We start from the raw sequence: 22,038 nt of genomic DNA, 5'->3' as shown, positions 1-22,038 counted from the left end.
CCCTATCTCTCCGCCACATTAGAAAAGGCCGCTGAACTATCAGCGGCCTTTTTGCTTTTCGCATCCGAACAATCAAAGTTCTCTTTTGAGTCCCTTAATCACCACTCATCCTCGAAGGCATTTTCTCAACCAAAAAATCCACCAAAGCTCTTGTTTTTGCGGGAATAAACTCTCTTTCCGGATAAACCACGTAAGTGGGCAATCCGCCGACCACTTGATAGTTATCAAGCAAGGAAATCAGTCTTCCCTCTTCGATGGCGTTGCCAAGTAATCCTCTGTTAATCAGTAACACTCCTGCACCATCTAAAGCTGCAGTAATCAACACGCCGGGGTCATTAATTGAAAAAGGTCCCGATACGGTGACTTCTTCTTCGCCATGTTCTCCAACGAACGTCCAGGTGTTCATGCTGACTTTCGAATTTCGATAGTAAAGGCAACGGTGATTGAGTAAATCACTCGGCGTTTTTAGTGGTGGTGCTGCTTCTAAGTATTTAGGGGAAGCACAAAGCACCCAGGACACGTCGCCGAGCTTTCGTGCGATGAGTGAAGAATCTGGCAAGTAACCGACACGAATAGAAACATCGACATTCTCCGCGATCATGTCGATAAATCTGTCTTCCAGTTGAAGGTTGACAGTAACGTTGGGGTGAAGATTGATAAATTCAGTCAGCAGTGGGGCGATATGGATTCGCCCTTGAGCAATCGGGGCAGAGATATTGATATGCCCTGAGACCACTGAGCGAGAGTCTTCACTAATATGCTCGATTCGCTGAAGTGCTGACTCAACGCTATGTGCTTCCTGCAACACTTTACGGCCAACATCGGTTAGCACGATCTTTCTTGTCGTCCGGTTGAACAGCCTTGAACCAATCTTCTTCTCTAATGCTGCTAGCTGTTTACTAACTGATGAGCGACTGATACCTAAAAGATCGGCAGCAGCAGACAGACTCCCTTGCCGATTTATGTGAGCAAAAAGAATCAATGCCTGAAAATTTTCGTCTCTAAATGCCATTTCAATATCAATTGTTGAAGTGATGGAAACAATATAGTGACGGTTAACTGTCTAATCAAGGCAGTTCAATCCGTGTACGCTTAGCTCATGTTCAAACAAATCGTTCAAAGAGGAAAGTGATGACCAGTTCAATGAAGGCAGTTCAAATTAGTGAATTTGGTGGCAGGGAAGTGCTGTCACTGAATGATATTAATATCCCGGCGCCAGCTGCAAATGAAGTGCTGATTAAAGTACGTGCAGCGGCAGTTAATCCAGTAGATTGGAAGATCCGAGAGGGTTACTTACAGCCATTATTGAATCACCCTTTGCCACTAACACTGGGGTGGGATGTTGCCGGTGAAGTGGTTGCCATTGGCGAAGGTGTAAGCAGCTTGGCGATAGGTGATGAAGTTTATAGCCGACCTGACATTGCTAAGAACGGTAGTTATGCGGAATACATGACGGCAGCTGCAGACGAAGTGGCTTTGAAGCCAAAGTCGTTCAGTTGGCAACAGGCTGCTGGTGTGCCTTTGGCGGCACTAACAGCATGGCAAGCACTCTTTGAGTATGTCGATCTGAAGGAAGGCGAAAAAGTGCTGATCCACGGTGGTTCGGGAGCGGTTGGTCAGTTCGCTATCCAATTTGCAAAGCAAAAAGGTGCGAATGTTTATACGACAACGTCTTCACGTAACATTGAGCTTGTAAAAGGCCTTGGCGCTGACAACGTTATCGATTATCGCAATGAGGACTTCTCTGAACTGACAGATATGGATGTTGTTTTCGACACCATTGGCGGTGAAACGCAAAACCAGAGCTACAAAACGCTGAAAAAAGGTGGTCGCTTGGTGTCTATCGCGACATCTCCTGAAGCAGAAATGGCCGCTAAATACGGTGTAAATGCGCAATTCTGCTTCGTTCAGCCAAACCGTGCACAATTAGAACAACTTGCTGAGCTGGCCGATGCAGGGAAATTGAAAGTAAGTATCGACAGTGAGTTCGCGCTAGGGCAGGTTGCTGAAGCGCATGAGCGCAGTGAAACTGGTCGCGCTAAAGGCAAAATCATCATCAATGTTTCTGCCTGATAATGACTGAAGAAGTGACCATAAAGGGATTTCAGGTGATATCCCTTTTCAGAAATACTCATTAGGGAAAGGGATATGCTGAAGAAATTATTTGGAATTGCGCCTAAACAGGAAGCTGATGGTTCCTATTCGCCATCAAAACTGGCTCTGAAGTTAGCAACGGTTGATAAAACCGACTTCGAGAATGTCACATATCAAAAGTACAACGGTAGCAGCAAAAAAGTACTGGTGATCTTCACTGAGCAAAAAAACATGACCATGCAAAATGGGAAAATGTTTTCGACAGGTAATCATCCTGTGGAAGCGATTTTACCCATGCTTCATCTTAAAAATGCTGGCTTTGAATTTGAGATAGTCACACCAACAGGGAAGCCTGTGGTTTTAGAAATGTGGGCGTTCCCAAAGAAAGATGAATACGTGAAAGCTTTCTATGAGGAATATAAGCAGCAATTCGAAGCACCGGGTTCATTGCAGCACTTTGTAGAAACATCATTGCAAAACAATGATGAATACGCCGCGGTGTTTATCCCAGGTGGCCACGGAGCCATGTTGGGCATTCCAGACGATCACAATGTTGATAAAGTACTGCGATGGGCGGATAGCAATGATTTGTTCACGATTACACTATGTCATGGCCCAGCGGCCTTGTTGGCGACCACGCTTGATGAACAGCCATTTCTCTATGAAGGCTATAAGCTGGCCGTTTTCCCTGATTCCGTTGATGAGATGACCCCCAAGGTGGGGTATTTGCCAGGAAAAATGCCAAGTAGCGTGAGCGGAAAGCTAGAAGGCCTAGGTATGACGCTGATGAACACTAAATCGGATAACACAGTTTGTCGTGATCGTTTGTTGCTGACTGGTGCGAGTCCACTTGCTGCCAACGAGTTGGGTAAGCTGGCAGCGAAAACATTGTTAGATACGTATAACAACGTTGATATCTAAGCGTTTTTCATCGATATAGAAGCCTGCCTATGTGGCGGGCTTTTGTTATGTGCTCTCAATGTGCAACAAAAATGCTTGGAAATCATGGAGGTGCATTTCCTGCAATTGCGGTTGCAAACAATTCCAAATATCCCTCAGCCTTAGCTTGTACGCTGTCATCTACTCGAGCTGACCCAAGAAGTTAGCGTTGTATATACCTCGCTGTTGATTTAGGGGGGAGTGATGACACAACCAACATATGCCCATTGCCTTCGCCCGTTGTCATTTCAGGACAACGGCACGTTTACCGCAGACCTCTGCTTTCGGGAGCGCACTGACACCGTCGTTCTTTCTTGGAGCGATATGTTTTGCCTCGCCGGTATGCAAGATGGCTCCGTCCGCGCTACATCAAAATTCTTACCTGCTCTGTTTCCGCTGAACCGTTGGGGTGATGCTGAAAGTACAGGCATGCTTGTGCGGGAGCTGCAGTCCACGGCTTGCCATATGCTGAGACTATATGCTCCACCTTCAGAAGCCGTACGCAAAGAGTTAGAGAAGCTGAATTTCAGCCCGTTACAACTGTGTAGGTTAAGCGGGTACTCCCAAGGGAATTTCAGCCGCACTGTTGAAAGCAAGAAAGAGGCAGACATGGCGCTTAGCCTTGTTCTCGCCACGCTGCATCGGCTCCGTGCCCTGACCATCATGTCAGGACAGCAGGGGCGTGCAGCCGCCACGGATAGCAAAGACCAAATGCTGGCTTCATTTCGGGTCAAACTTCGCAATGTTGAAGACATGAGTCGTCCATTGGTTGGATGCCAGCGCGCAGATTTGCCTTCTGTCGTTTTTGATCTCATGGGATACGGCGTTGTGCGTCTGACTGTTATAGACATGGTTCAACTCATGATAGGCGAACGCCTTCCACCGCCACTTGCTAGTTTGGAAGAAAGACTGAGTCATGATGAGCAAATGAAGGCAGAATTGGTGCGGGTCAGTTATGAAGTGCTTCTCAAAAAATGGATGAGCAAATCTGTCTGGCAGCATGTTCTGGCTGAGTTTGAACTCAGCACCGGTGATATCTATCAGCTTGGAGCCCCGTTTACGGAAGCAGTATTGTCCGACACGTCTTCAGCGTTTGATTGTCCGCAACCACCTTGGCTGATTTGGATAATCCCTTTCCTTACCAACTCTGGCGTAGGAAGAACAGTTCCTAAGCATGCGGATTATGCGCCACAGGCTCCAGCGAGCGAGATAACGCCACCTCCAGTATTTAGTTAGTTGTCGCGAAAGAAAAAGAGTGCTTTTACAGCAAAGGGATGCAAAAACTGCAAACTAATGTGCACTTATTTCCATAGCGTGGGATGTCCTGAAAATTAATCATAGATACCGACAATCTGATGCTCTCAGGAACGAGTGCCTCAGATTGTTCGGATATTTGAACACAGCCAAGATGCTTGAATTTTTCACGCGGCTGTCCTGATTTGTAGCCTGGACGCTGGAGACGCAATGAATAATATCAGTATGGACACGATGACGGTGGTGGAAGCGAATAACGGCTTCGACACCCGTTTCCCCGCTAAAGAGGATCTGTCGCTTCCTTATCGCCAACTCTTTCCCCTTATCACCAAAGCAGCAAACACCCCATTTCACGCCATGCTACCCCATCGAATTAAGCAAAATATTGTGGGTGTGAAGCACGTACTTTCCCGATATTTAGGAGAGCGTTTTCAGGTGTTGTATGCCATGAAAACCAATCGTTCTGCTGCGTTGGTAAAGGCCGCCGCTGAGGAAGGGATTGGCATTGATGTGTCATCGCTTGAAGAGTTTCAACTAGCACTCACGCAAGGAGTGTGCGGGCGAGACTGCAGCTTATCTGGGCCATTTAAATCAGTGGAGTTTTTGACACTGGCACTGAGGCAGAATGCTCGAATTGTTGTCGATAGCGATGAAGAATTGCTTCAAATCCAGAATCTTGCGGTATCGATTGGAAAAACCGCCCGTGTGCTACTTCGCTGGAATGCAGAACAGCCTCATACACGTTTTGGGATGAATACAGTCAAGTTGAAAGCCGCCTCTTTGGTTGCTGACAGCTTATCGAACATTGAACTGGAGGGGGCAGGCTTTCACCTTTCCGGTTACTGCCCGCTAGAACGTGGTAAAGCACTTTCTGACTTGCTGGATGTGGCTGATGCGTTGCGGTATGGCGCTGACATTCGTTGGAAAGCAATAAACATTGGCGGCGGTTACCCGCTTCGCTATGTCGAAGAAGCCACTTGGCGACGCTTTCAAAATGCCATCGACAAACAGGACTTTGTTGCGGGCCGAATGCCAAAAAGTTTTTACCCTTACTGGCACCCAGATACGTTGGAGACTGCTTTAGAAAAAGTGCTGACAGAAAGCGGCAATGCTGGGCGTTTGAAAGCGAGCAACATTGAACTCAGTGTTGAACCAGGACGTGCACTAACAGATGGCGCTGGATTTACCGCTTTTGAGGTGCTGGGCACTAAAACCACTAACGCTGGAGACCACTGTGTCGTAGTAAAAGGCCTCAGCTTCAGCTTCTCAGAAACCTGGTTCAATTCGGAATTTATCGTCGATCCTGTTCATCTTCCTGCCTCTCAAGAAACGACTAAATCGACAAACCCCGTCCGCGCCTATATCGCCGGGCAGAGCTGCCTTGAAGAAGATGTTCTGACTTACCGCAAGGTGCCTTTCTCTCAAATGCCCAAAGCTGGCGACTTACTGGTTTTCAACAATACAGCAGGCTATCTGATGGACCTGCTGGAAACCCGTTTTCATGGTTTGCCTATCCCTAACAAAGTTGTTCTGGATAACAAGGAAGATTCTTTTTCAATCGAGGAGGTACGAGGATGAAACTCTGCACAGCGATGCACCAGATGATTGGTGAAACACCGATGCTTGCTCTGAGGTTTGCCCACAGTGATTGGACACTTTGGCTTAAAGTGGAAAAGAATAATCCCGGACAAAGCATGAAAGATCGCATGGCGCGTGAAATGCTTTTTGATGCGCTACGCTCAGGTAGATTAAAGCGCGGCGGAACAGTGGTGGAATCTTCTTCTGGGAACACAGCCACTGCACTTGCTTATATGTGTGCGGAGATTGGCATCAACTTCATTGCAGTTGTCGATCACCATGCGGCACCTGACAAGCTCGCAGCAGTTAAAGCTTATGGTGGCAAGATACATCTGTTGGAAGGCGACTTTGCTGATGATGAAGTGGCGACGGTTGCCCGCATTGAAACTGCTCGAAACCTCGCCGCTTCCATTGATGGTGGTCTGTTTATGGACCAGTGCAATAACGCCGCGAACCCTGCTGGTTACACCAACACGCTGGCGGTAGAGCTTCAGGAGCAACTTGGCGACAACCTCGATAGTCTGGTTTGTTGCGTTGGCACAGGCGGAAGCATCGTCGGTGTAGGCGAGGCGCTTCGCGTGCGTTATCCAGCGCTGGAAATTATTGGTGTGGAACCGGTTGGTTCGGTCATTTTCGGCTTTCCTAGTGGTCCCTACTGGCAATCTGGGACGGGTATGCCAGAAGGGGATGTGATGGGGCCATTTTACGACCCTGAACTTCTCGACGAAGGCGTTCGCGTCAGCGATGCGGAAGCTTTCACAACCTGTCGATATCTCGCCCGTGAGCATGGATTGTTGGTGGGTGGCTCAGCGGGTGGCGCGATTTACGAAGCCATTAAACGCTGTGCGAAGCGTGAAGGCAGCGGCAACATGGTTTGCCTGATCTGCGATGGCGGAGAAAAATACCTGAACACGGTTTACAACGATGATTGGTTACATGGTAAAGGACTTTACCATGGCTCTGTTTATGAGTACTTAAACGATGTTGTTGCTAAACCACAGCGTACTGAAACGCCATGGTTTGATGCTGAGCAAGAAGACAAGGAGGCGTCTTTTGCATAGAGAAACACATTGGACTGGGCTGGCGATGATTTTCCTGGCTGTCGTTTCGGCGACAGCCATGGATGCATTCATCAAGCTCGCTGGTGGTGATATAGGCACTTGGCAGTTGCTCTTTATGCGCTGGATAATCGGCGCTTTAGTCATCCTGCCTGTGGTGGCCTACTATTGGAAAAAGCGTGAGAAGATTAAAGATCGCCGTATCTACTACTGGCGCTTTGCGCTCAATCTGGTGGGTTGCTACGCCTTGTTTTACTCCTTGGCCAACCTACCGTTTGCCACCGTGATTACCATTCTGTTTGCAGAGCCCATTTTCATTATCCCGTTGGCTGTTTTTTTACTCGGTGAAAAGATTTCGTTGAAGAACGTCATCGCGAGTCTAGTCGGCTTTGGTGCGGTGTTTTACATCAATCGACCTGAAGATGCAGGCAGCGGATTCAGTGTGATTGCGCCAATTGTGGCGGCGTTGACGCTGGCGATTGAACACGTGCTGAATAAGCGTTTGGGTTCAGAGGAAAACCCTCAATTTATGCTGTTCTGGTTGGCGGTACCGTTGGCCGCGGTATCTCTGCCAATGACAGTGTTTGTGGAAGGTTGGGTAGAAATCTCGGCCATGCAATGGGGTATCGTACTTCTCGCGGCAGTGTTGGGTAATGCCTATAACTACTTCATTATTATGGGATTCCGTCGTGCGCGTGTGGCAACAGGCAGTGTGTTGTTGTACCTGTCAGTACCTATGGCATTTATCATCGGTGTGATGTTCTTCAAAGAAGTCCCAACATTGTCTGATGTGGTCTGTGGTACATTGATCTTAGGAGCAAGCATGCTAGCAAACATGCGAAGACCGGGTGAAAAGCAGCGCGATGAATCAGGTGACGAAGTGCCAGTAAACTCTTAATACGCTCTGTTAGATGAGCCACTACACACGATAAAAAACTCGCCCTAGGGCGAGTTTCTTTTTATGCAACATCAGCCTGTGATAGAGCAGGCCGATTGAACTGGCAATTTTCTGTCAGCCACTTTTCCAGAAAACGGTAAGCGTCTTCATCCGGCATCACGCGTGAGCCAGCAAGCTTATAACCAAAACCTGTCGGCACAACTTGCGGTGTCACCATGACCAACTCTCCAGTGGCGAGTTCATTTTGAATAAAGAGAGGATCGACGACGGCAATCCCACCGATCTCTTTCACGATAGAAATCGCGCTGCTAATAGAGTCCGTCATCATTCTCTGCGAACACCAACTTTGGCGAACATCCATATCTAGCTTGTCCAGGAAGATCTCCCAGTCAGCTTCAGTTGACGAAGGGTGAACGATACGTCCGTGTTTGAGTAACTCCGGCCAAGAGGCGTCGATGAGCGTTTCAAGGTATTCAGGCTTAGCGACGGCGACAAGCCGCTCGTCGTAGAACTTTTGGTCTTTGCTGTTAACGGTATAAACCACCGCCATATCAAAGTCTTCATCGGCAAAGTCGATGGTATGGCTGTAAGCAACATGAAAGTGAAACTGACCGAACTCGGAGACTAATGAAAAGTTATCGTGAGTATTGGGAAGCATCCAACGTAGCCCAAATGAAATAGGGAGTTTTACATTCAGCGAATCATCTTTTTTTAGGGTTGAGCAAGCAGAGTTGATGATCTCGAAGCCATCATTCAACTGCTTTGCCAATTGCTTTCCGGCCTCACTGAGTTTTACGTTCCCCTTACTGCCAAGCACCAGTCGCTGATCAAAGTAACTCTCGACAGTCTTAATGTGCTTGTAGACGCCTGTTGCATCGATACACATTTCCTCTCCCGCGAGGAAATAGGACTGGGTTCTGGCAACAGCGAGGAACACTTCAAGGCTTTTATAAGAGGGGGTGCATCGTGACATCGGTTAATTATTGAGTCCTGTTTCAATAGTGGAAAGATTATATGACCTCTGTTGTCTCGGTGTTGCAATGCATGTCCGAATTTTTGGGTTTGATATGAGAGGTGAATCTAATTATGTTCACACGCGTGTTACAGAGAGTAGTGAGTCATCGCTTTGTTTACCCCTGTATCTAGTGCTTTTGTCGGAAAACTTTACACTTCATCCAGTTTTGTGGTCATTTCGGCTTGAAAAGATGATGTATGTTTATTTGGTCAAACTGTTGTGAAGTGAAGCAATGAAGGGTGTCGATGACATCGGTAAGTGGAACAGAAATTTCATTTTTTGGTAGGTTCACTCATCTGCCAAAACAAATTGAAAATGTCCCGCGCACTTTCGAAGAAAAAGACAAACCCCGACTTGCTGTGTTTTGCGATGACACCTGCTTTTTTATCTTTGCGCTAAGTTTTTATCTCGCCTAAATTCAAACTCTTAAATTAAGATGAATTCATTGAGCTTTGATTCATTGAAGGTGAGTTGGGTGAAAATTAAGACGATTTTAACAGTGGCTTTTTTGTCCATGATGGCCATGGTTTCGCAGGCTGCTCCGCTTAATGCCTATCCCAAAATCGACATCGACTCTCGTCAAATTTATTCCCTAGAACGCTTCCCTTACTTTGATTACTTCGTTTGTCTGAAAATATCACCATCTGGTCAACCAGTTTTAAATACGCTCGAAACTGATCAGGTTTTCAGGAAAGCTTTGAAGCAAGTCGCAGGTGAAGCTGCGGCTCGTCAATATCGCTATCTCAATGAATTACCGGCCAAGCGAGCCTACTTTTCTAACACAGTAATCGCATCTTCTTTTCCTCAAAAGGAGCAGGTGCCTTTTGGTGCAGATGAGAGATACGAATACAGCTACCAATACCTGAAACAGCCAAAATCTGCTTATCACTATGATTTAGCGACACTTGGGATCTATCAGGAAGGTTTTGATCGTGGGACAAAACGCCACTGGCTGGTGGTTGGTATTCAGTTCCTGCAACGTGAATCAGATTGGAAAGTGGCGCCAATGAGCAACATTGGAGAGTTGATTATTCTACTTTCCCTCGACATCAAACAAATCCAACAAGCTGTCGACGAGCAGCAAGCCTATCAACATGCGCAGAGCGCCGCTGAAGCCTATTTCTTTGCTGCCAACCCAGACAACTGTCATTCGAAACAACACTGATTCATCACCCTTTTAAGGAGAGAGAAATGAGCCAAGAAAAGGTCGCGGGCCTGATTGCTGGATGGAGTCTCAAAGAGAAAGTCGGGCAATTGTTCATTCTGGCGTTTCCCGGGAAATCAGCTGCCACAGCAGAGCGCATGATTACCGAATACAACCTTGGTGGCTGTTATCTGAGCCAAGACAATGCGGAAACCTTTGAAGAGGCCCGCAGCCTCAACAAAGCGCTTGATGAGTTGCTGGAAAGAAATCATCGACTGCCGCTGTTGCTTGGTGTTGATCAGGAAGGGGCATGGGGCGTGTTGGTGGGTGAATCCACAACAGGCCCAGGCAATCTGGCTTTAGGCGTGCAAAACAGCACTGAAGGGACAGAGTTGATGTACAAAGTTTGCGGCGATGAAATGCGAAACGCAGGCTTTAACTGTATTCTCGGCCCTTGCTGTGATGTGAACCTGAACCCAGCCTCTCCGATCATCGACACACGATCTTTTGGTGATCAGCCGGATAAAGTCAGTGACCACTCAGCCGCAGCAGTGAAAGGACTTCATGCTGGCAATATTGTCGCCTGTGCCAAACACTTTCCGGGGCATGGTGATACCCATGGTGACACGCACCGGGAAATCCCACGGGTTGATAAATCCTATGATGAGCTTAAAGCCAACGATTTAGCGCCATTTCAGGCCGCAATTGATGCAGGTGTCGATCTCATCATGACCAGTCATATTCTCTATCCACAAATTGACAGGGAATATCCGGCTACCTTGTCTCCAGCGATTTTGCAGCAGGTGCTGCGTCAGGATATGGGCTTTGATGGCATCATCATTTCAGACAGCATGAACATGGGAGCGATACAAAACCACTACTCCCCAGTCGACGCAGCAGTGAAGGCAATGAAAGCGGGCATCACCATGATTATGCTTTCAGAAGAGCATTACGATCATTCAGATGCGTATCTCGACAAGCAGTTGGCAATGATCCATGGCCTGATTGATGCGGTGGAATCTGGTGATTTGGACGAGTCCGTGATTGATTCAGCGCTGGAGCGCGTCGTGGCATTTAAGCTGGACAAGCTGGTGCCTCAGGCGCGTTATGCCGAGGTCTCCTTCGCACAAAACAGGCTGATTGCCAGTGAAGTGGCGGAAAACGCCGTTACCTGGGTGCGTGGTGGCTTGGAAGATGTGGCTGAGAAACCGGTTTACTTGCTGAACGCTACGCCTGCGGAAAGCTATCACAACCTGATGAATCCGCGTGGCATTGGTCCGAATCAGGCAGAGTCTGCGTTTGGTACGTTTAGAGAGGTGCTTCTGCGGGAACATAGCAATAGCCGTGAGGTGACATTAGAAACACTGAATCACTGTGATGATGGCTATCTGGTGGTGGTCACAGAAAATTACCCACTGCCGGGAGAAGACTTTGATCAGGTGAAGGCGAAAGAAACGGTTCAACAGCTCAGCCGGGATTTCGACAACTTGATTGTGGTTGCATTGCGAAGCCCTTATGACCTATTGGTTTACCCTGATGTGACTCACTACCTATGCGCGCACTCTTCGAGACCGGAAAGTGCAGAAGCGGCGGCCAATGTTCTACTAGGGAAGATTCCCGAGGCTTATGGTATCGCGGTAAGTCGCGTGAAATGATGTTCGGTTGGATAAAATAGCCGCTATAAGCGGCTATTTTTTGTCTGGCTCCCTTCATTCTCAAAGGGCGACAGCCTCTAAGATAACTGGGCGGGCAAGGCCTCACTCAAGTAGTTCCATACCGCATCAACGGCTTTGCTTCGGGTATGTTTACCGAGGCACACAAGCTGTATCGGTAGCCGTGCTGGGCTTGGGAAATGCTCAAGGATAGGTACCAGATAGCCCGATTGTAATTCGGCTTCTACTGTTTGTCGGTCAACGTGAACAATACCCAGCCCATGAACTGCCATGTCAATCAGTGCTCGTCCACTATTGGCGACAATCGATTCCTCGACGGCAATGGAGGTAATGCCACCATCTTTACTTTCAAACTGCCAGTGGTTCATCTTGCTCTTGTTGTTTTTGAAGACAAGACAATCATGTTCACGTAAGGCGTCGGGGGTTTTGGGCTCACCATGACAAGCAAGATAATCTGGCGAGGCAAAGCAGCCAGAATCTTTCCATCCAATTGATCTGGCCACCAAAGAAGAGTCGGGAAGCTTCCCGGTTCTGATGGCGATATCAATCCCTTCATCAAGCAGATCTTCGACATCATCAGAATAACTGATATGAAGTGTCACCTTTGGATACTGAGCGCGAATCATTTTGATGTGAGGTGTCAGATATTGCTGTCCTATGAGTGAAGATGTGCTCAACGTAACACGCCCAACAGGTTCTGCCTGATTTTCAATGAGTATGTCTCGGGTGCCAGAAAGTAAACCCTCTAGGCCCGAAGTGGCTTTGAGAAGGCGAAGCCCATCCTCGGTCAACTTCAAATTCCGAGTGCTACGTTGTAATAGTCTTTGCTGCAAATAGTCTTCAAGTTGAGCAACCTTTTTGCTCACGGATGAGCGGGGAATGTTTAACTGTGTGGCAGCTGCCTGAAAACTGCCTAGCTCGCTAACTAATCGAAAAATGTACACATTAGGTAGTTGTAGGTGAAGTTGCTCCATCAGTTTGGTTCTTTTATGGAAACATTGTGATTCGATATTAGTGACTTATTTGGAAACAATCCAGCCACTACTATGAATTCTCCATAACGCGCATGTCGAGGAGAATGACGATGAAAAATAAAACTATTTTAGTAACGGGTGGCACAGCAGGCATTGGCTATCAAGTGGCTTCTGAATTGAAAGCGCTTGGTGCGAACGTCCTCATTACGGGAAGAAACAATACGAAGTTGGATAACGTATCGAATGAGCTAGGTGTGTCTGCATACCATTGTGATAGTGGAAAGTCTGAAGACATCCAGGCGCTGGCTGAAACGTTGAAGAAGCAAGATGTCACTCTTGATGGACTGGTGCTGAATGCGGGTGTCTTTTTTCCAAAGCCAATGGGTGAAGTAGATGTGGATGATTTCAATCATACATTTGCCATCAATACCTTTGGTCCTTACTTAACGCTTCAGGCGTTGCTTCCATTGATGAAAAATCCTTCCAGCGTCGTGTTTGTTTCCAGTGTGGTTGTTGAAAAGGCGTTTCCGGGAACGGCGGTATATACCGCCAGCAAAGCGGCACTTGAAGGGATGGCGGGGATATTGAACCTTGAGCTTGCCCCTCGGGGAATTCGTGTAAACTCCGTGCGACCTGGGGTGACGCTGACAGAGATCCAGTCGAAAGCGGGTTTGTCGGAAGATCAGATAGACGCGCTGGCTAAGGATATGGAAACAACACCAATTGGGCGAGCATTGAAGGCTGGTGATATCAGTGGTTCAGTGGCTTTCCTCTTGTCTGATGCTTCATTGGCAATGCGAAATGCAGCATTGACGGTTGATGGCGGTGTTCGTCTCTAGTCATAAAATGCGCCGCTCAAGTGCGGCGCATTCCTCGCTCTTTTATAGCTTCACACTCTTCACCATACCAGCTTCTGCGTGGCCTGGGATGTTACAAGCAAATTCCACATTCTTGTCACCATGGAAATGCCACAGCAGTTGCTTCGCTTTACCTGGTTTAACGGTCACAGTACTGCCCGAATCATGATCGTGGTGGTTCGTCATGGTTTTCATCATCTCACGATGTTTCAGTTGCTCTTCCATCGAACCGATAGAAAATTCATGGTCGATTTTACCCACGTTCATCACCACGAACTGCACCACATCGTTAGGTTCGATAGTCACGTCTTTTTTGAAGTTGATGCGCATGTCATCAGTCAGGATAACGTGAACCACTTTGTCGGGCTTCGCGCCGTTAGCTGGCATACCTACCGCTGACATGCCTTCCATGTTCATCATGTTTGAATGGTCCATTTTAGAGTGGTCCATATCACCATGACCCATGGTGCTGTGATCCATTTCTCCATGATTCATCGTGCTGTGGTCCATAGAACCGTGATCCATTTTTGAATGATCCATTGCTTGTGCAAATACACCAGTGGTAACCAGAGCCAGAGAAAGTGCAATCAGTGTCTTTTTCATAATATTTTCCTTTTAAAAATGGTTATCACTGGGCTGAAAAGCCCAGTGGATTTTTTATGCGTTTTGGGTGACTTCTTTGTTTTTCCAAAGCTTGAAGATGGCTGGGAGAACCAGCAGGGTAAGTAACAGAGCAGACGCCATGCCGCCAATCATTGGCGCGGCGATACGCTGCATGACCTCAGAGCCTGTGCCCTCGCCATACATGATGGGGATAAGGCCGATAATGACTGTCAGCACCGTCATCATGACCGGACGAACACGAAGGCCAGCACCTTCGCGAATCGCGTCGGTAAGATCTTTCCCTGTCAGTGGTTGGTTTTCTTCCTGCGCATGGAGTTTGCGGTAGTGCCAAGCCTGATTGAGGTAAACCAGCATGATGACCCCAATCTCCACAGCAACACCAGCGAGAGCAATAAAACCAACACCAACAGCAACGGAGAAGTTGAAGCCAAGGTAATGCATCAGCCACAAGCCGCCGACCAGAGAGAGTGGCAGGGTAGCCATGATGATCAGTACTTCACCGACGCGGCGGAAACTCATGTAAAGCAGCAGCATGATGATGGCGATCGTCACAGGAACAACAACGCTCAGGCGTTCTTTGGCGCGTTCCATGTATTCGTATTGTCCTGACCAAGCGAGTGAGTATCCCGCTGGCAGTACTAACTGTTCTGCGACGGTTTGCTGTGCTTCTGCCACATAAGAGCCCAGATCACGACCGTCGATGTCCACGAACACCCAGCCGTTAGGACGCGCGTTTTCCGTTTTGATCATCGGAGGGCCATCTTCGTAGCGAATATCCGCGACGTCCGCCAGCGCAATACGCGCACCGTTTGGTGTTACCAAAGGCAGCTCCTGAAGCTTCACCACTGAGTCGCGGTAATCTTGCGGATAGCGCACGTTGATGGGGTAGCGCTCCAAGCCTTCGATGGTTTCTCCGACATTCATGCCGCCCACCGCCGTGGTGATGACCTGCTGAACATCTTTGATGCTGAGGCCATAACGGGCGGCGGCACGACGTTTAATATCGATAGTCACGTAACGCCCGCCAGCAACGCGTTCTGCGTAAACTGAGGCTGTGCCTTCAACGCCGTTCAGGATTGGCTCAAGCTGGAAGCCAATGGTTTCAATCACCGCCAAATCTGGACCCGCGATCTTGATACCAATCGGTGTCTTGATCCCCGTTGCGAGCATATCGATGCGGGTTTTAATCGGCATCACCCAGGCGTTGGTTAATCCCGGGAAGTTCACCAGATCATCGAACTCTTTACGCAGTGAATCTGTCGTGACACCGTCACGCCATTCTTCGCGAGGTTTCAATTGGATAACGGTTTCAATCATGGTCAGCGGTGCAGGGTCAGTCGCGGTCTCGGCGCGGCCAATCTTGCCCCAGACAGATTCCACTTCAGGTACGGTTTTGATCAGCTTGTTAGTCTGTTGCAGCAGTTCGCGTGCTTTACCGATGGATATCCCCGGGTAAGTGGTTGGCATGTACATCAGGTCACCTTCATCCAGCGGTGGGATGAATTCGCTGCCGAGCTTACTGGTGGGGTAGTACGCCGACGCCATCAGAGCGATTGCTATCACAATCATGGTTTTCGGGAACGTCAGGCTGAGGTTCAACAATGGGCGATACAGCGCCACCAAACCGCGGTTTACCGGGTTCTTGTTCTCGGGCAGTACCTTTCCGCGAATGAAATAACCCATCAGCACAGGCACGAGCGTGATCGCCAAACCCGCAGCGGCCGCCATTGCGTAGGTTTTGGTGAATGCTAGTGGCGAGAACATCTTGCCTTCCTGACCTTCCAGGGCGAACACAGGAACAAAGCTCAGCGTAATGATCAGCAGCGAGAAGAACAGTGGCGCACCGACTTCTTCTGCGGCTTTGCTGATCACCTGCCAGCGGTTTTTGTCCGTCAGCGGCGTTCGTTCAATATGCTTATGGACGTTCTCTATCATCACGATGGCGCCATCCACCATGGCACCGATGGCAATGGCGATACCGCCTAACGACATGATGTTGGCGTTAATGCCTTGCCAGTGCATCACGATAAACGCAGACAGAATTCCGATAGGTAAACTGATGGCGATAACCAGCGATGAGCGGATATGGAACAGGAACAGGGCACAGACCACCGCAACCACGATGAACTCTTCCGCGAGTTTTTTCCAAAGGTTCTCAACGGCCGCATCAATTAACGTGGAGCGGTCATAGGTCGGGACGATTTCCACACCTTCCGGCAAGCTGCGTTTGAGGTCTTCCAGTTTGGTTTTAACGTTGGCAATCACCTCGCTGGCGTTTTCGCCAAAGCGCATCACAATCACGCCGCCAACCGCTTCACCTTCACCATTAAACTCGGAAATACCGCGGCGCATTTGAGGGCCGATGTTGATATCCGCGATGTCACCCAGCAACAGAGGCGTGCCTTTGTCGGTTACTTTGATAGGCAGCGATTGAATATCTTCCACGCTGGAAAGGTAACCCGTGGTGCGCACCATGTGCTCAGCTTCGGCGATCTCGATCACCGACGCGCCCGCTTCTTGGTTGCCGTTCTGGATTGCCATATTGACCTGTTGCAAAGTCAGGTCGTAAGCACGCAGTTTGGCAGGGTCAATTTGCACCTGATATTGCTTCACCATGCCGCCGACAGTGGCCACTTCTGACACGCCTTCGACCGTTTGAAGCTCGTACTTCAGGAACCAATCCTGCAAGCTGCGAAGTTCAGCCAGATCGTGTTGCCCGGTTTTGTCCTGCAACACGTAGCTGTAAATCCAGCCCACACCGGTAGCATCTGGGCCCAGGGTGGGTTTGGCATTCGGCGGCAGTTTGGGTGCAACCTGGCTTAGGTATTCCAACACACGGGAGCGTGCCCAATACATGTCGGTATCATCATTGAAAATGATGTAAACGTACGAGTCGCCAAAGAAGGAATACCCGCGTACGGTTTCCGCGCCCGGCACCGCCAACATTGCGGTAGTGAGAGGGTAGGTGACCTGATCTTCCACTACCTGTGGCGCTTGGCCGGGATAGGTAGTTTTGATGATCACCTGAACATCAGATAAATCAGGAATCGCATCAACAGGCGTATTTTTTACGCTGTAGAGGCCTCCCAATGTCAGGAATAAGGTCGCTACCAACACCAGAAAACGGTTGGCAATCGACCAGCGAATAATCGCGCCAATCATTGATTACCTCCATTCAGCTCCAGCGCTTTCAGTGTGTAGTCAGAACCGCTTTTCTGAACCTGAAAACGTACCGTCTGACCTTCTGCAAAGCTGCCAAGGTCAACGTCTCCATCTACCGAGAAGTTCATTTCTCCTGCTTGCCAGTTCCACTCATCTACCGGCTGGTGGTTGAGTGTGATCATGCCGAAATCCGCCATTAACATGGAGATATCGCCGACAACCCACACTTCATTTGGTGTTGTGCTTTCACTGACTTTGTAATCAACGATTTCGTATTGACCGGAAGCGCCTTTCTGCATCTCGAAGTCGATTGCCTGACCTGCAGAGAAGTCGCCCATTTCGATGCCTTCTGCGAAGGTGAAATCCATCACCATGCCCGGCCAGTTCCATTCAGGAACAGGTTCATGGTTAATGGTGAGCATGCGGTGACCTGCCATTACGTTAGTGATTTCACCTTTTGCCCACTGGGTTTCAGGTGGTGGTTCAACACCGTTTATTCTTGCGAGATCGGCAGACTGGCTAGATTCAGAATCCAGCATGAAGTGTGCAGAAGTGACAATGCGATCTTGCTCTGTCAGCCCTTGCAACACCTCGATCTTATCGCCTGCTTCGCGACCAACCTCGAGGCGGGCAGAGCGATATTTGCCTTCACCTTCTGCCAGCACCACGCGGGTCATGCCGCCAGAGCGGATCACTGACGACTTAGGAATAGTCAGCACCGCCTCATCGGTCACTGGTTGCAATGCGATATTGGCGAACATGTTGGGCTTGAGATCGCCATCCTGATTCGAGAATTTCAGGCGAACGCGAAGGGTCCGGGTTTTCGGGTCCAGAATCGGATAAACATAGTCAACCTTACCTTGCCATTCCTGACCGGGAATCGCGTCGAGCGTCATGGTGGCTTTGCTGCCTGCTTTCACCCAATGTGCCTGACGTTCGAAGACTTCGGCATCAACCCAGACTTCTTCCAATGGGCCCGCACTGATCACCGCTTGAGCAGGGGAAAGATAACCCCCTTCTCGAATGTTCAGGCTTGCGATGACACCGTCTGCCAGTGCTTTTACTTCAATGGTTTGGGAAGCTTTGCCACGCTTTTTGATTTGCTGGATCTGTTCGCGGTCGACGCCAAGTGAAACCAGACGTTCGGTCGCGCCTTTGACCAGCCCATTTCGGCCAGTGCGGTAGGCGTTGAGCAGTTCTTCCTGCGCTTTGACCAGCTCAGGAGAGTAGAGCGTGAAAAGCACATCGCCTTTACTGACTTTCTCTCCGACTGCGTTGATGTAAAGTTTCTCAACCCAGCCCGCGACACGGACGTTGGTTTGCCATAGCAGGCTCTCATCGAAGGCGATGTAACCGACGGTTTCGATGCGTGGTGATAGTTGGGATAACTCAACGGTTGCCGTTTTCACGCCAAGGTTATTTTCAACCGCAGGGTCGATTTTCACTGTGCCGGGTTTGTCGTTACCCCCAGCCAGGTCTTCTGCATAAACCGGGATCAAATCCATCCCCATCGGAGACTTACCCGGCTTATCGCGCTGATAGTTAGGATCCATCGGCGCGACCCAGTACAGAGGCTCGTCTGAGCCTGCAGATGAAGTACTTTCTGCCATGGCCGACATATCGTGGCCATGCCCGGCCATAAATTGATTCGCGCTAAACCCAATCACGCCACCGACCAGTAACGCCAATGTGGCTACTTGCATTGTTTTCATTGTTCTTTCCCCGTTACTGATGAGCGTTTCTTGTTGTTGGTTGTGCGATATCCGGCGTTTCGACGCGGTAGTCAAAGCCACCCAGCAAAGCAGCGAGGTTGCTGTTCACTAAGTTCAGGTCAGTGATAAGGCGCTGTTTTTCCAGCGCGAGTGTCAGCTCATCGCTGGCAGCGGCAATCACATCGCTGAACTGTGCGGTGTTGTTCTGATATCCACGTTCAACGGCTTGAGTGCGCGCCTTTGCTTGTTCAATCAGGGTGTTTCGGTAGCGCTCCAAACGCTGTTCCAGGTTTTCCCTGTCAACGAGCAAGGCATTCACCTTGGCGTTCATCTGTGCGAGAAGAAGATCTTTCTGGGACTTGGCTGCACCTACCTGGTACTGGGCAGCAGCATGGTTTTTATCCTGACGGTTATCCGTAAACAGCGGTAAATCCATGGTCAGGTAAGCACTGACCAAATCGGATGCTGGTTGGCCGTTCATGCCGTTTGCCTGTCGGTAGGCATACATGACTTCAACACCAAATTGCGGTGCGTAAGCTTGCTCGGCAATTTCCACCTGCGTTTCGCTGGCTGAAATAGCGGCATCGGTCATTTTGACCATAGGGTGATCGACCAACAGTGCGTAATGCTCAGTGCCGTCTGAGCGTTCAATGCGTTGATTCAGGTGTTGCCAATCGAGTTGGTTTGACGTGAGAAGTTGACCATTTTGTGCCAGCCATTCTGTACCCAGCCATTCGGAAAGCTGCGAGGTAATGCGGCGCTGCATTTGGGCATTGGCCTGAAGTTTTTCATCCAGCTTGCTCACTTGCAGTTGTGCGTTCAGTAAATCCTGTGCTTCGTTTTTGCCAATCGAATAATTGGTTTGAATGAAGTTGGCCAGTTCACGCATCAGGCGTTGGTTTTCTTTCAGAATATCTTCGGCTTGTTGCTGATACCCCAATTCCAGCCAAAGTTGAGTAATACCATTGGCAATATCGCGCTCGCGGGCGTCGACCTGAAGTGACATACCGTCAGCCTGCTGATTGGCTTTTTTCTGCTGTAGCGAGAGGGTTTCACCACGTTCGAATTGTTGCATCAGACCCAAAGAGATATTGGTCATTGGGTCTTGGTCGAACTGAAAACTGTCGACAGGTAACCCGCCGAACCCGACTTTTAGTTTCGGATCCATCAGTGTTGCGCTGGCAATGCCGGTTTCACGCATGGCTTGAGATTGCGCATAAAACTGTATGCGACTGGCATCATAGCGCAGCGCTTGTTCAATCAACTGTGTCAGAGAGTCTTGCTTGGCCGTTATCTCAGCTGCTGTTGCCACACTGTGGGCAAAAACAGGTGCAGAGACAGAGACCAGAGCACATACCGACAAAGCCAGTAAGCTTGGTTTGAATTTCATAACTAAATCCATTTCTGGCGTCGAAAAGCGACGCGAAAACACACTCAGCGCCTTATTTCGGGCGCAATAAGGTCAAGATGATGGATTTAGGATATTGGAGGTCTGTAGAGAGACTGTGGCTGATAGACCGTCGGGGCTGACAGGTCGGTATTCATCAGTGCCAGTTTTGCCTGATTGATTGGGGATGTTTGTTGGTCTGTGAATAGCGCAAAGGCAGAGAAGCAGGTTGCAGGGCAACAGTTGTGGTCCATGCCGGACGCTGAACCGCAGTCAGGAGCAGAGGCTTCGGTCATCATGGTGTGACCGGCATGTGGATTAGCCATTTGCTCTTTCATTTCGCAGGCGACAACAGGCTGATGATGTTGCGTCATCATTTCCATCGCATTCATTGGGGAGCCAGATGCAATAGCCGACACCAGCATGGCAAGCAGGCTGATGATGGATATCCAGTATTTTCTAAGAGAAGAAATACGCATCTAACTTCAATAGCGAAACAACATTCGACTCAGAATAAACCTTCCCCTTAGGGTAAGGTCAATGACTTTCCCTATCACCCGCTACAGGCTGCTGGTTTTTCCAACTAGTGCGCGGCTTTCCACAGAACAAAAAGTTGAATCTTACTTAGTGATTGCGCTAAACACCGAACTTGTTACTATCAGAGAAATAGTCGGGGAGCCAATTGGCTGAGAACGCATCGCGTGACCCGTTGAACCTGAGGCAGTTAATACTGACGTAGGGAACTATGTTGAAGTTGGGTTTCAATCGGGCCAGTATTCACTAACCACCATCCCCAGCTTTCTCAAGTTCCCCTTATTTTTAAGGGACTTCCATGCAAGACCAATCAAAGCAAACACCCATTGTTCTCACCATTGCAGGCTCTGACAGCGGTGGCGGCGCAGGTATTCAGGCAGATATCAAAGCCATTTCCGCGACGGGAAGCTATGCCTGTTCAGCGATTACTGCCATCACAGCTCAAAACACGCTCGGCGTATCTGCTATTTTCCCGATTCCCGTCGAACACCTTGCCCATCAGTTGGATGCCGTGTTTTCCGATCTCAACGTGGTCGCAGTGAAAGTGGGTATGTTGGCAGATGCCAATATCATCAAGGTCGTCGCAGACAAAATCCGCCACTATCGCCCTCAGTATCTGGTGGTTGACCCGGTAATGGTCGCAACCAGTGGCGATTTACTGCTGGAGCAAGAAGCCATCAGCACCCTGAAAAGTGATTTGTTACCGCTGGCAGATCTTGTCACCCCAAACTTGCCGGAAGGGGCGGCTCTGACCGGAAAAGCCATTCCCAGCAATGAACAGCAGATGCAAGAAATGGCTTCTGCACTGTTAGAGCTTGGTGCGAGTGCGGTATTGCTCAAAGGTGGTCACCTCGCTTCAGATAACTTAAGCACCGATTTATTGATCACAGACGAAGGCATTGAGCCGTTTTCGTCGGTGAGAACTGCAACGAAGAACACGCATGGAACAGGCTGCACCTTGTCTTCAGCCATTGCTTCTTACCTAGCGCAGGGGAATGAATGCTATCGTGCCGTTCAGCTGGCTAAAGCCTACATATCGAGTGCCATAGAGCATGCAGATGAACTTAAAATTGGGGAAGGGCATGGCCCGGTAAACCACTTTTTCGAAGGACATCAAGGCATCCGCTGAAGGTTG

Annotated in this window: 18 protein-coding genes and 1 riboswitch; of the genes, 10 read left to right on the top strand and 8 right to left on the bottom strand. The window is 49.1% G+C overall.

Annotation, left to right across the window (positions count from 1 at the left end):
* Positions 1 to 94: 94 nt before the first annotated feature.
* On the bottom strand, positions 95 to 1,012 hold the full coding sequence (locus tag RN22_RS06055) for a LysR family transcriptional regulator (protein ID WP_046303537.1): 918 nt from the start codon (positions 1,010 to 1,012) through the stop codon (positions 95 to 97).
* 119 nt (positions 1,013 to 1,131) lie between these two features.
* On the opposite strand from RN22_RS06055, the gene RN22_RS06050 reads away from it, so the two are divergent.
* The 6 genes from RN22_RS06050 to RN22_RS06025 all read left to right on the top strand — a co-directional run bounded on the left by RN22_RS06050 (position 1,132) and on the right by RN22_RS06025 (position 7,821).
* Complete coding sequence (locus RN22_RS06050) at positions 1,132 to 2,073, top strand: NADP-dependent oxidoreductase (RefSeq protein ID WP_046303536.1); 942 nt, start codon at positions 1,132 to 1,134, stop codon at positions 2,071 to 2,073.
* A gap of 75 nt (positions 2,074 to 2,148) precedes the next feature.
* Positions 2,149 to 3,015 (top strand): glyoxalase III HchA, encoded by an 867-nt coding sequence (gene hchA, locus RN22_RS06045; protein WP_046303535.1) that lies wholly within the window; start codon positions 2,149 to 2,151, stop codon positions 3,013 to 3,015.
* Positions 3,016 to 3,237: 222 nt separating this feature from the next.
* On the top strand, positions 3,238 to 4,269 hold the full coding sequence (locus RN22_RS06040) for a hypothetical protein (protein ID WP_156168177.1): 1,032 nt from the start codon (positions 3,238 to 3,240) through the stop codon (positions 4,267 to 4,269).
* Between the two features lie 228 nt (positions 4,270 to 4,497).
* Entirely contained in the window at positions 4,498 to 5,865 is a 1,368-nt protein-coding gene (locus RN22_RS06035; RefSeq protein WP_052737498.1) for an alanine racemase, read from the top strand.
* Positions 5,862 to 6,926, top strand: coding sequence for a PLP-dependent cysteine synthase family protein (locus tag RN22_RS06030; RefSeq protein WP_046303533.1), 1,065 nt, complete (start codon positions 5,862 to 5,864; stop codon positions 6,924 to 6,926). Before RN22_RS06035 ends, RN22_RS06030 begins: the two co-directional genes overlap by 4 nt.
* Positions 6,919 to 7,821: a DMT family transporter gene (locus RN22_RS06025; RefSeq protein WP_046303532.1), complete on the top strand. Its 903-nt coding sequence runs from the start codon at positions 6,919 to 6,921 to the stop codon at positions 7,819 to 7,821. Before RN22_RS06030 ends, RN22_RS06025 begins: the two co-directional genes overlap by 8 nt.
* Before the next feature lie 61 nt (positions 7,822 to 7,882).
* Here RN22_RS06025 and RN22_RS06020 read toward each other — a convergent pair whose 3' ends face one another.
* On the bottom strand, positions 7,883 to 8,794 hold the full coding sequence (locus RN22_RS06020; RefSeq protein WP_082111368.1) for a LysR substrate-binding domain-containing protein: 912 nt from the start codon (positions 8,792 to 8,794) through the stop codon (positions 7,883 to 7,885).
* A gap of 517 nt (positions 8,795 to 9,311) precedes the next feature.
* Here RN22_RS06020 and RN22_RS06015 point away from each other — a divergent pair.
* Complete coding sequence (locus tag RN22_RS06015) at positions 9,312 to 10,001, top strand: hypothetical protein (protein ID WP_046303530.1); 690 nt, start codon at positions 9,312 to 9,314, stop codon at positions 9,999 to 10,001.
* A 26-nt stretch (positions 10,002 to 10,027) separates the two neighbouring features.
* Positions 10,028 to 11,635 carry a glycoside hydrolase family 3 N-terminal domain-containing protein gene (locus RN22_RS06010; RefSeq protein WP_046303529.1) on the top strand — a complete coding sequence of 536 codons (1,608 nt, stop codon included), beginning with the start codon at positions 10,028 to 10,030 and terminating at the stop codon, positions 11,633 to 11,635.
* A 77-nt stretch (positions 11,636 to 11,712) separates the two neighbouring features.
* Here the strand turns inward: RN22_RS06010 and RN22_RS06005 are convergent, their stop codons facing one another.
* Complete coding sequence (locus tag RN22_RS06005) at positions 11,713 to 12,627, bottom strand: LysR family transcriptional regulator (protein ID WP_046303528.1); 915 nt, start codon at positions 12,625 to 12,627, stop codon at positions 11,713 to 11,715.
* 110 nt (positions 12,628 to 12,737) lie between these two features.
* Between RN22_RS06005 and RN22_RS06000 the strand changes: the two genes are divergently transcribed.
* The gene (locus RN22_RS06000) at positions 12,738 to 13,466 is read left to right on the top strand and encodes an SDR family NAD(P)-dependent oxidoreductase (protein ID WP_046303527.1); all 729 of its coding nucleotides are present in this window, start codon (positions 12,738 to 12,740) and stop codon (positions 13,464 to 13,466) included.
* Positions 13,467 to 13,508: 42 nt separating this feature from the next.
* Here the strand turns inward: RN22_RS06000 and RN22_RS05995 are convergent, their stop codons facing one another.
* From RN22_RS05995 to RN22_RS05975, 5 genes are all read right to left on the bottom strand, one after another.
* Complete coding sequence (locus RN22_RS05995; protein ID WP_046303526.1) at positions 13,509 to 14,087, bottom strand: cupredoxin family protein; 579 nt, start codon at positions 14,085 to 14,087, stop codon at positions 13,509 to 13,511.
* A gap of 54 nt (positions 14,088 to 14,141) precedes the next feature.
* The gene (locus tag RN22_RS05990) at positions 14,142 to 17,270 is read right to left on the bottom strand and encodes an efflux RND transporter permease subunit (protein ID WP_046303525.1); all 3,129 of its coding nucleotides are present in this window, start codon (positions 17,268 to 17,270) and stop codon (positions 14,142 to 14,144) included.
* Positions 17,267 to 18,982 carry an efflux RND transporter periplasmic adaptor subunit gene (locus RN22_RS05985; RefSeq protein ID WP_046303524.1) on the bottom strand — a complete coding sequence of 572 codons (1,716 nt, stop codon included), beginning with the start codon at positions 18,980 to 18,982 and terminating at the stop codon, positions 17,267 to 17,269. Before RN22_RS05985 ends, RN22_RS05990 begins: the two co-directional genes overlap by 4 nt.
* 13 nt (positions 18,983 to 18,995) lie before the next feature.
* Positions 18,996 to 20,372 (bottom strand): TolC family protein, encoded by a 1,377-nt coding sequence (locus RN22_RS05980; RefSeq protein ID WP_046303523.1) that lies wholly within the window; start codon positions 20,370 to 20,372, stop codon positions 18,996 to 18,998.
* 86 nt (positions 20,373 to 20,458) lie between these two features.
* The gene (locus RN22_RS05975) at positions 20,459 to 20,848 is read right to left on the bottom strand and encodes a hypothetical protein (protein WP_046303522.1); all 390 of its coding nucleotides are present in this window, start codon (positions 20,846 to 20,848) and stop codon (positions 20,459 to 20,461) included.
* 182 nt (positions 20,849 to 21,030) lie between these two features.
* A riboswitch (TPP riboswitch) is annotated at positions 21,031 to 21,128 on the top strand.
* Positions 21,129 to 21,201: 73 nt separating this feature from the next.
* Here RN22_RS05975 and thiD point away from each other — a divergent pair.
* Positions 21,202 to 22,032, top strand: a complete 831-nt coding sequence (gene thiD, locus RN22_RS05970; protein ID WP_046303521.1) for a bifunctional hydroxymethylpyrimidine kinase/phosphomethylpyrimidine kinase — start codon at positions 21,202 to 21,204, stop codon at positions 22,030 to 22,032.
* The last annotated feature ends 6 nt before the right edge of the window (positions 22,033 to 22,038 follow it).

Origin of the sequence: Grimontia sp. AD028 (assembly GCF_000973155.1) — a bacterium.
GTDB lineage: Bacteria > Pseudomonadota > Gammaproteobacteria > Enterobacterales > Vibrionaceae > Enterovibrio > Enterovibrio indicus.
This window is presented reverse-complemented; position numbering and strand designations above follow the sequence as displayed.

Bases quoted from the DNA above. Each gene is read 5' to 3' on its own strand.
- RN22_RS06050 (WP_046303536.1), top strand. From the start codon at position 1,132: ATGACCAGTTCAATGAAGGCAGTTCAAATTAGTGAATTTGGTGGCAGG.
- RN22_RS06005 (WP_046303528.1), bottom strand. From the start codon at position 12,627: ATGGAGCAACTTCACCTACAACTACCTAATGTGTACATTTTTCGATTA.
- RN22_RS05995 (WP_046303526.1), bottom strand. From the start codon at position 14,087: ATGAAAAAGACACTGATTGCACTTTCTCTGGCTCTGGTTACCACTGGT.
- RN22_RS05975 (WP_046303522.1), bottom strand. From the start codon at position 20,848: ATGCGTATTTCTTCTCTTAGAAAATACTGGATATCCATCATCAGCCTG.
- RN22_RS06020 (WP_082111368.1), bottom strand. From the start codon at position 8,794: ATGTCACGATGCACCCCCTCTTATAAAAGCCTTGAAGTGTTCCTCGCT.
- RN22_RS06000 (WP_046303527.1), top strand. From the start codon at position 12,738: ATGAAAAATAAAACTATTTTAGTAACGGGTGGCACAGCAGGCATTGGC.
- RN22_RS06035 (WP_052737498.1), top strand. From the start codon at position 4,498: ATGAATAATATCAGTATGGACACGATGACGGTGGTGGAAGCGAATAAC.
- hchA (WP_046303535.1), top strand. From the start codon at position 2,149: ATGCTGAAGAAATTATTTGGAATTGCGCCTAAACAGGAAGCTGATGGT.
- RN22_RS06040 (WP_156168177.1), top strand. From the start codon at position 3,238: ATGACACAACCAACATATGCCCATTGCCTTCGCCCGTTGTCATTTCAG.
- RN22_RS06030 (WP_046303533.1), top strand. From the start codon at position 5,862: ATGAAACTCTGCACAGCGATGCACCAGATGATTGGTGAAACACCGATG.
- RN22_RS05980 (WP_046303523.1), bottom strand. From the start codon at position 20,372: ATGAAATTCAAACCAAGCTTACTGGCTTTGTCGGTATGTGCTCTGGTC.
- thiD (WP_046303521.1), top strand. From the start codon at position 21,202: ATGCAAGACCAATCAAAGCAAACACCCATTGTTCTCACCATTGCAGGC.
- RN22_RS06010 (WP_046303529.1), top strand. From the start codon at position 10,028: ATGAGCCAAGAAAAGGTCGCGGGCCTGATTGCTGGATGGAGTCTCAAA.
- RN22_RS05990 (WP_046303525.1), bottom strand. From the start codon at position 17,270: ATGATTGGCGCGATTATTCGCTGGTCGATTGCCAACCGTTTTCTGGTG.
- RN22_RS06055 (WP_046303537.1), bottom strand. From the start codon at position 1,012: ATGGCATTTAGAGACGAAAATTTTCAGGCATTGATTCTTTTTGCTCAC.
- RN22_RS05985 (WP_046303524.1), bottom strand. From the start codon at position 18,982: ATGAAAACAATGCAAGTAGCCACATTGGCGTTACTGGTCGGTGGCGTG.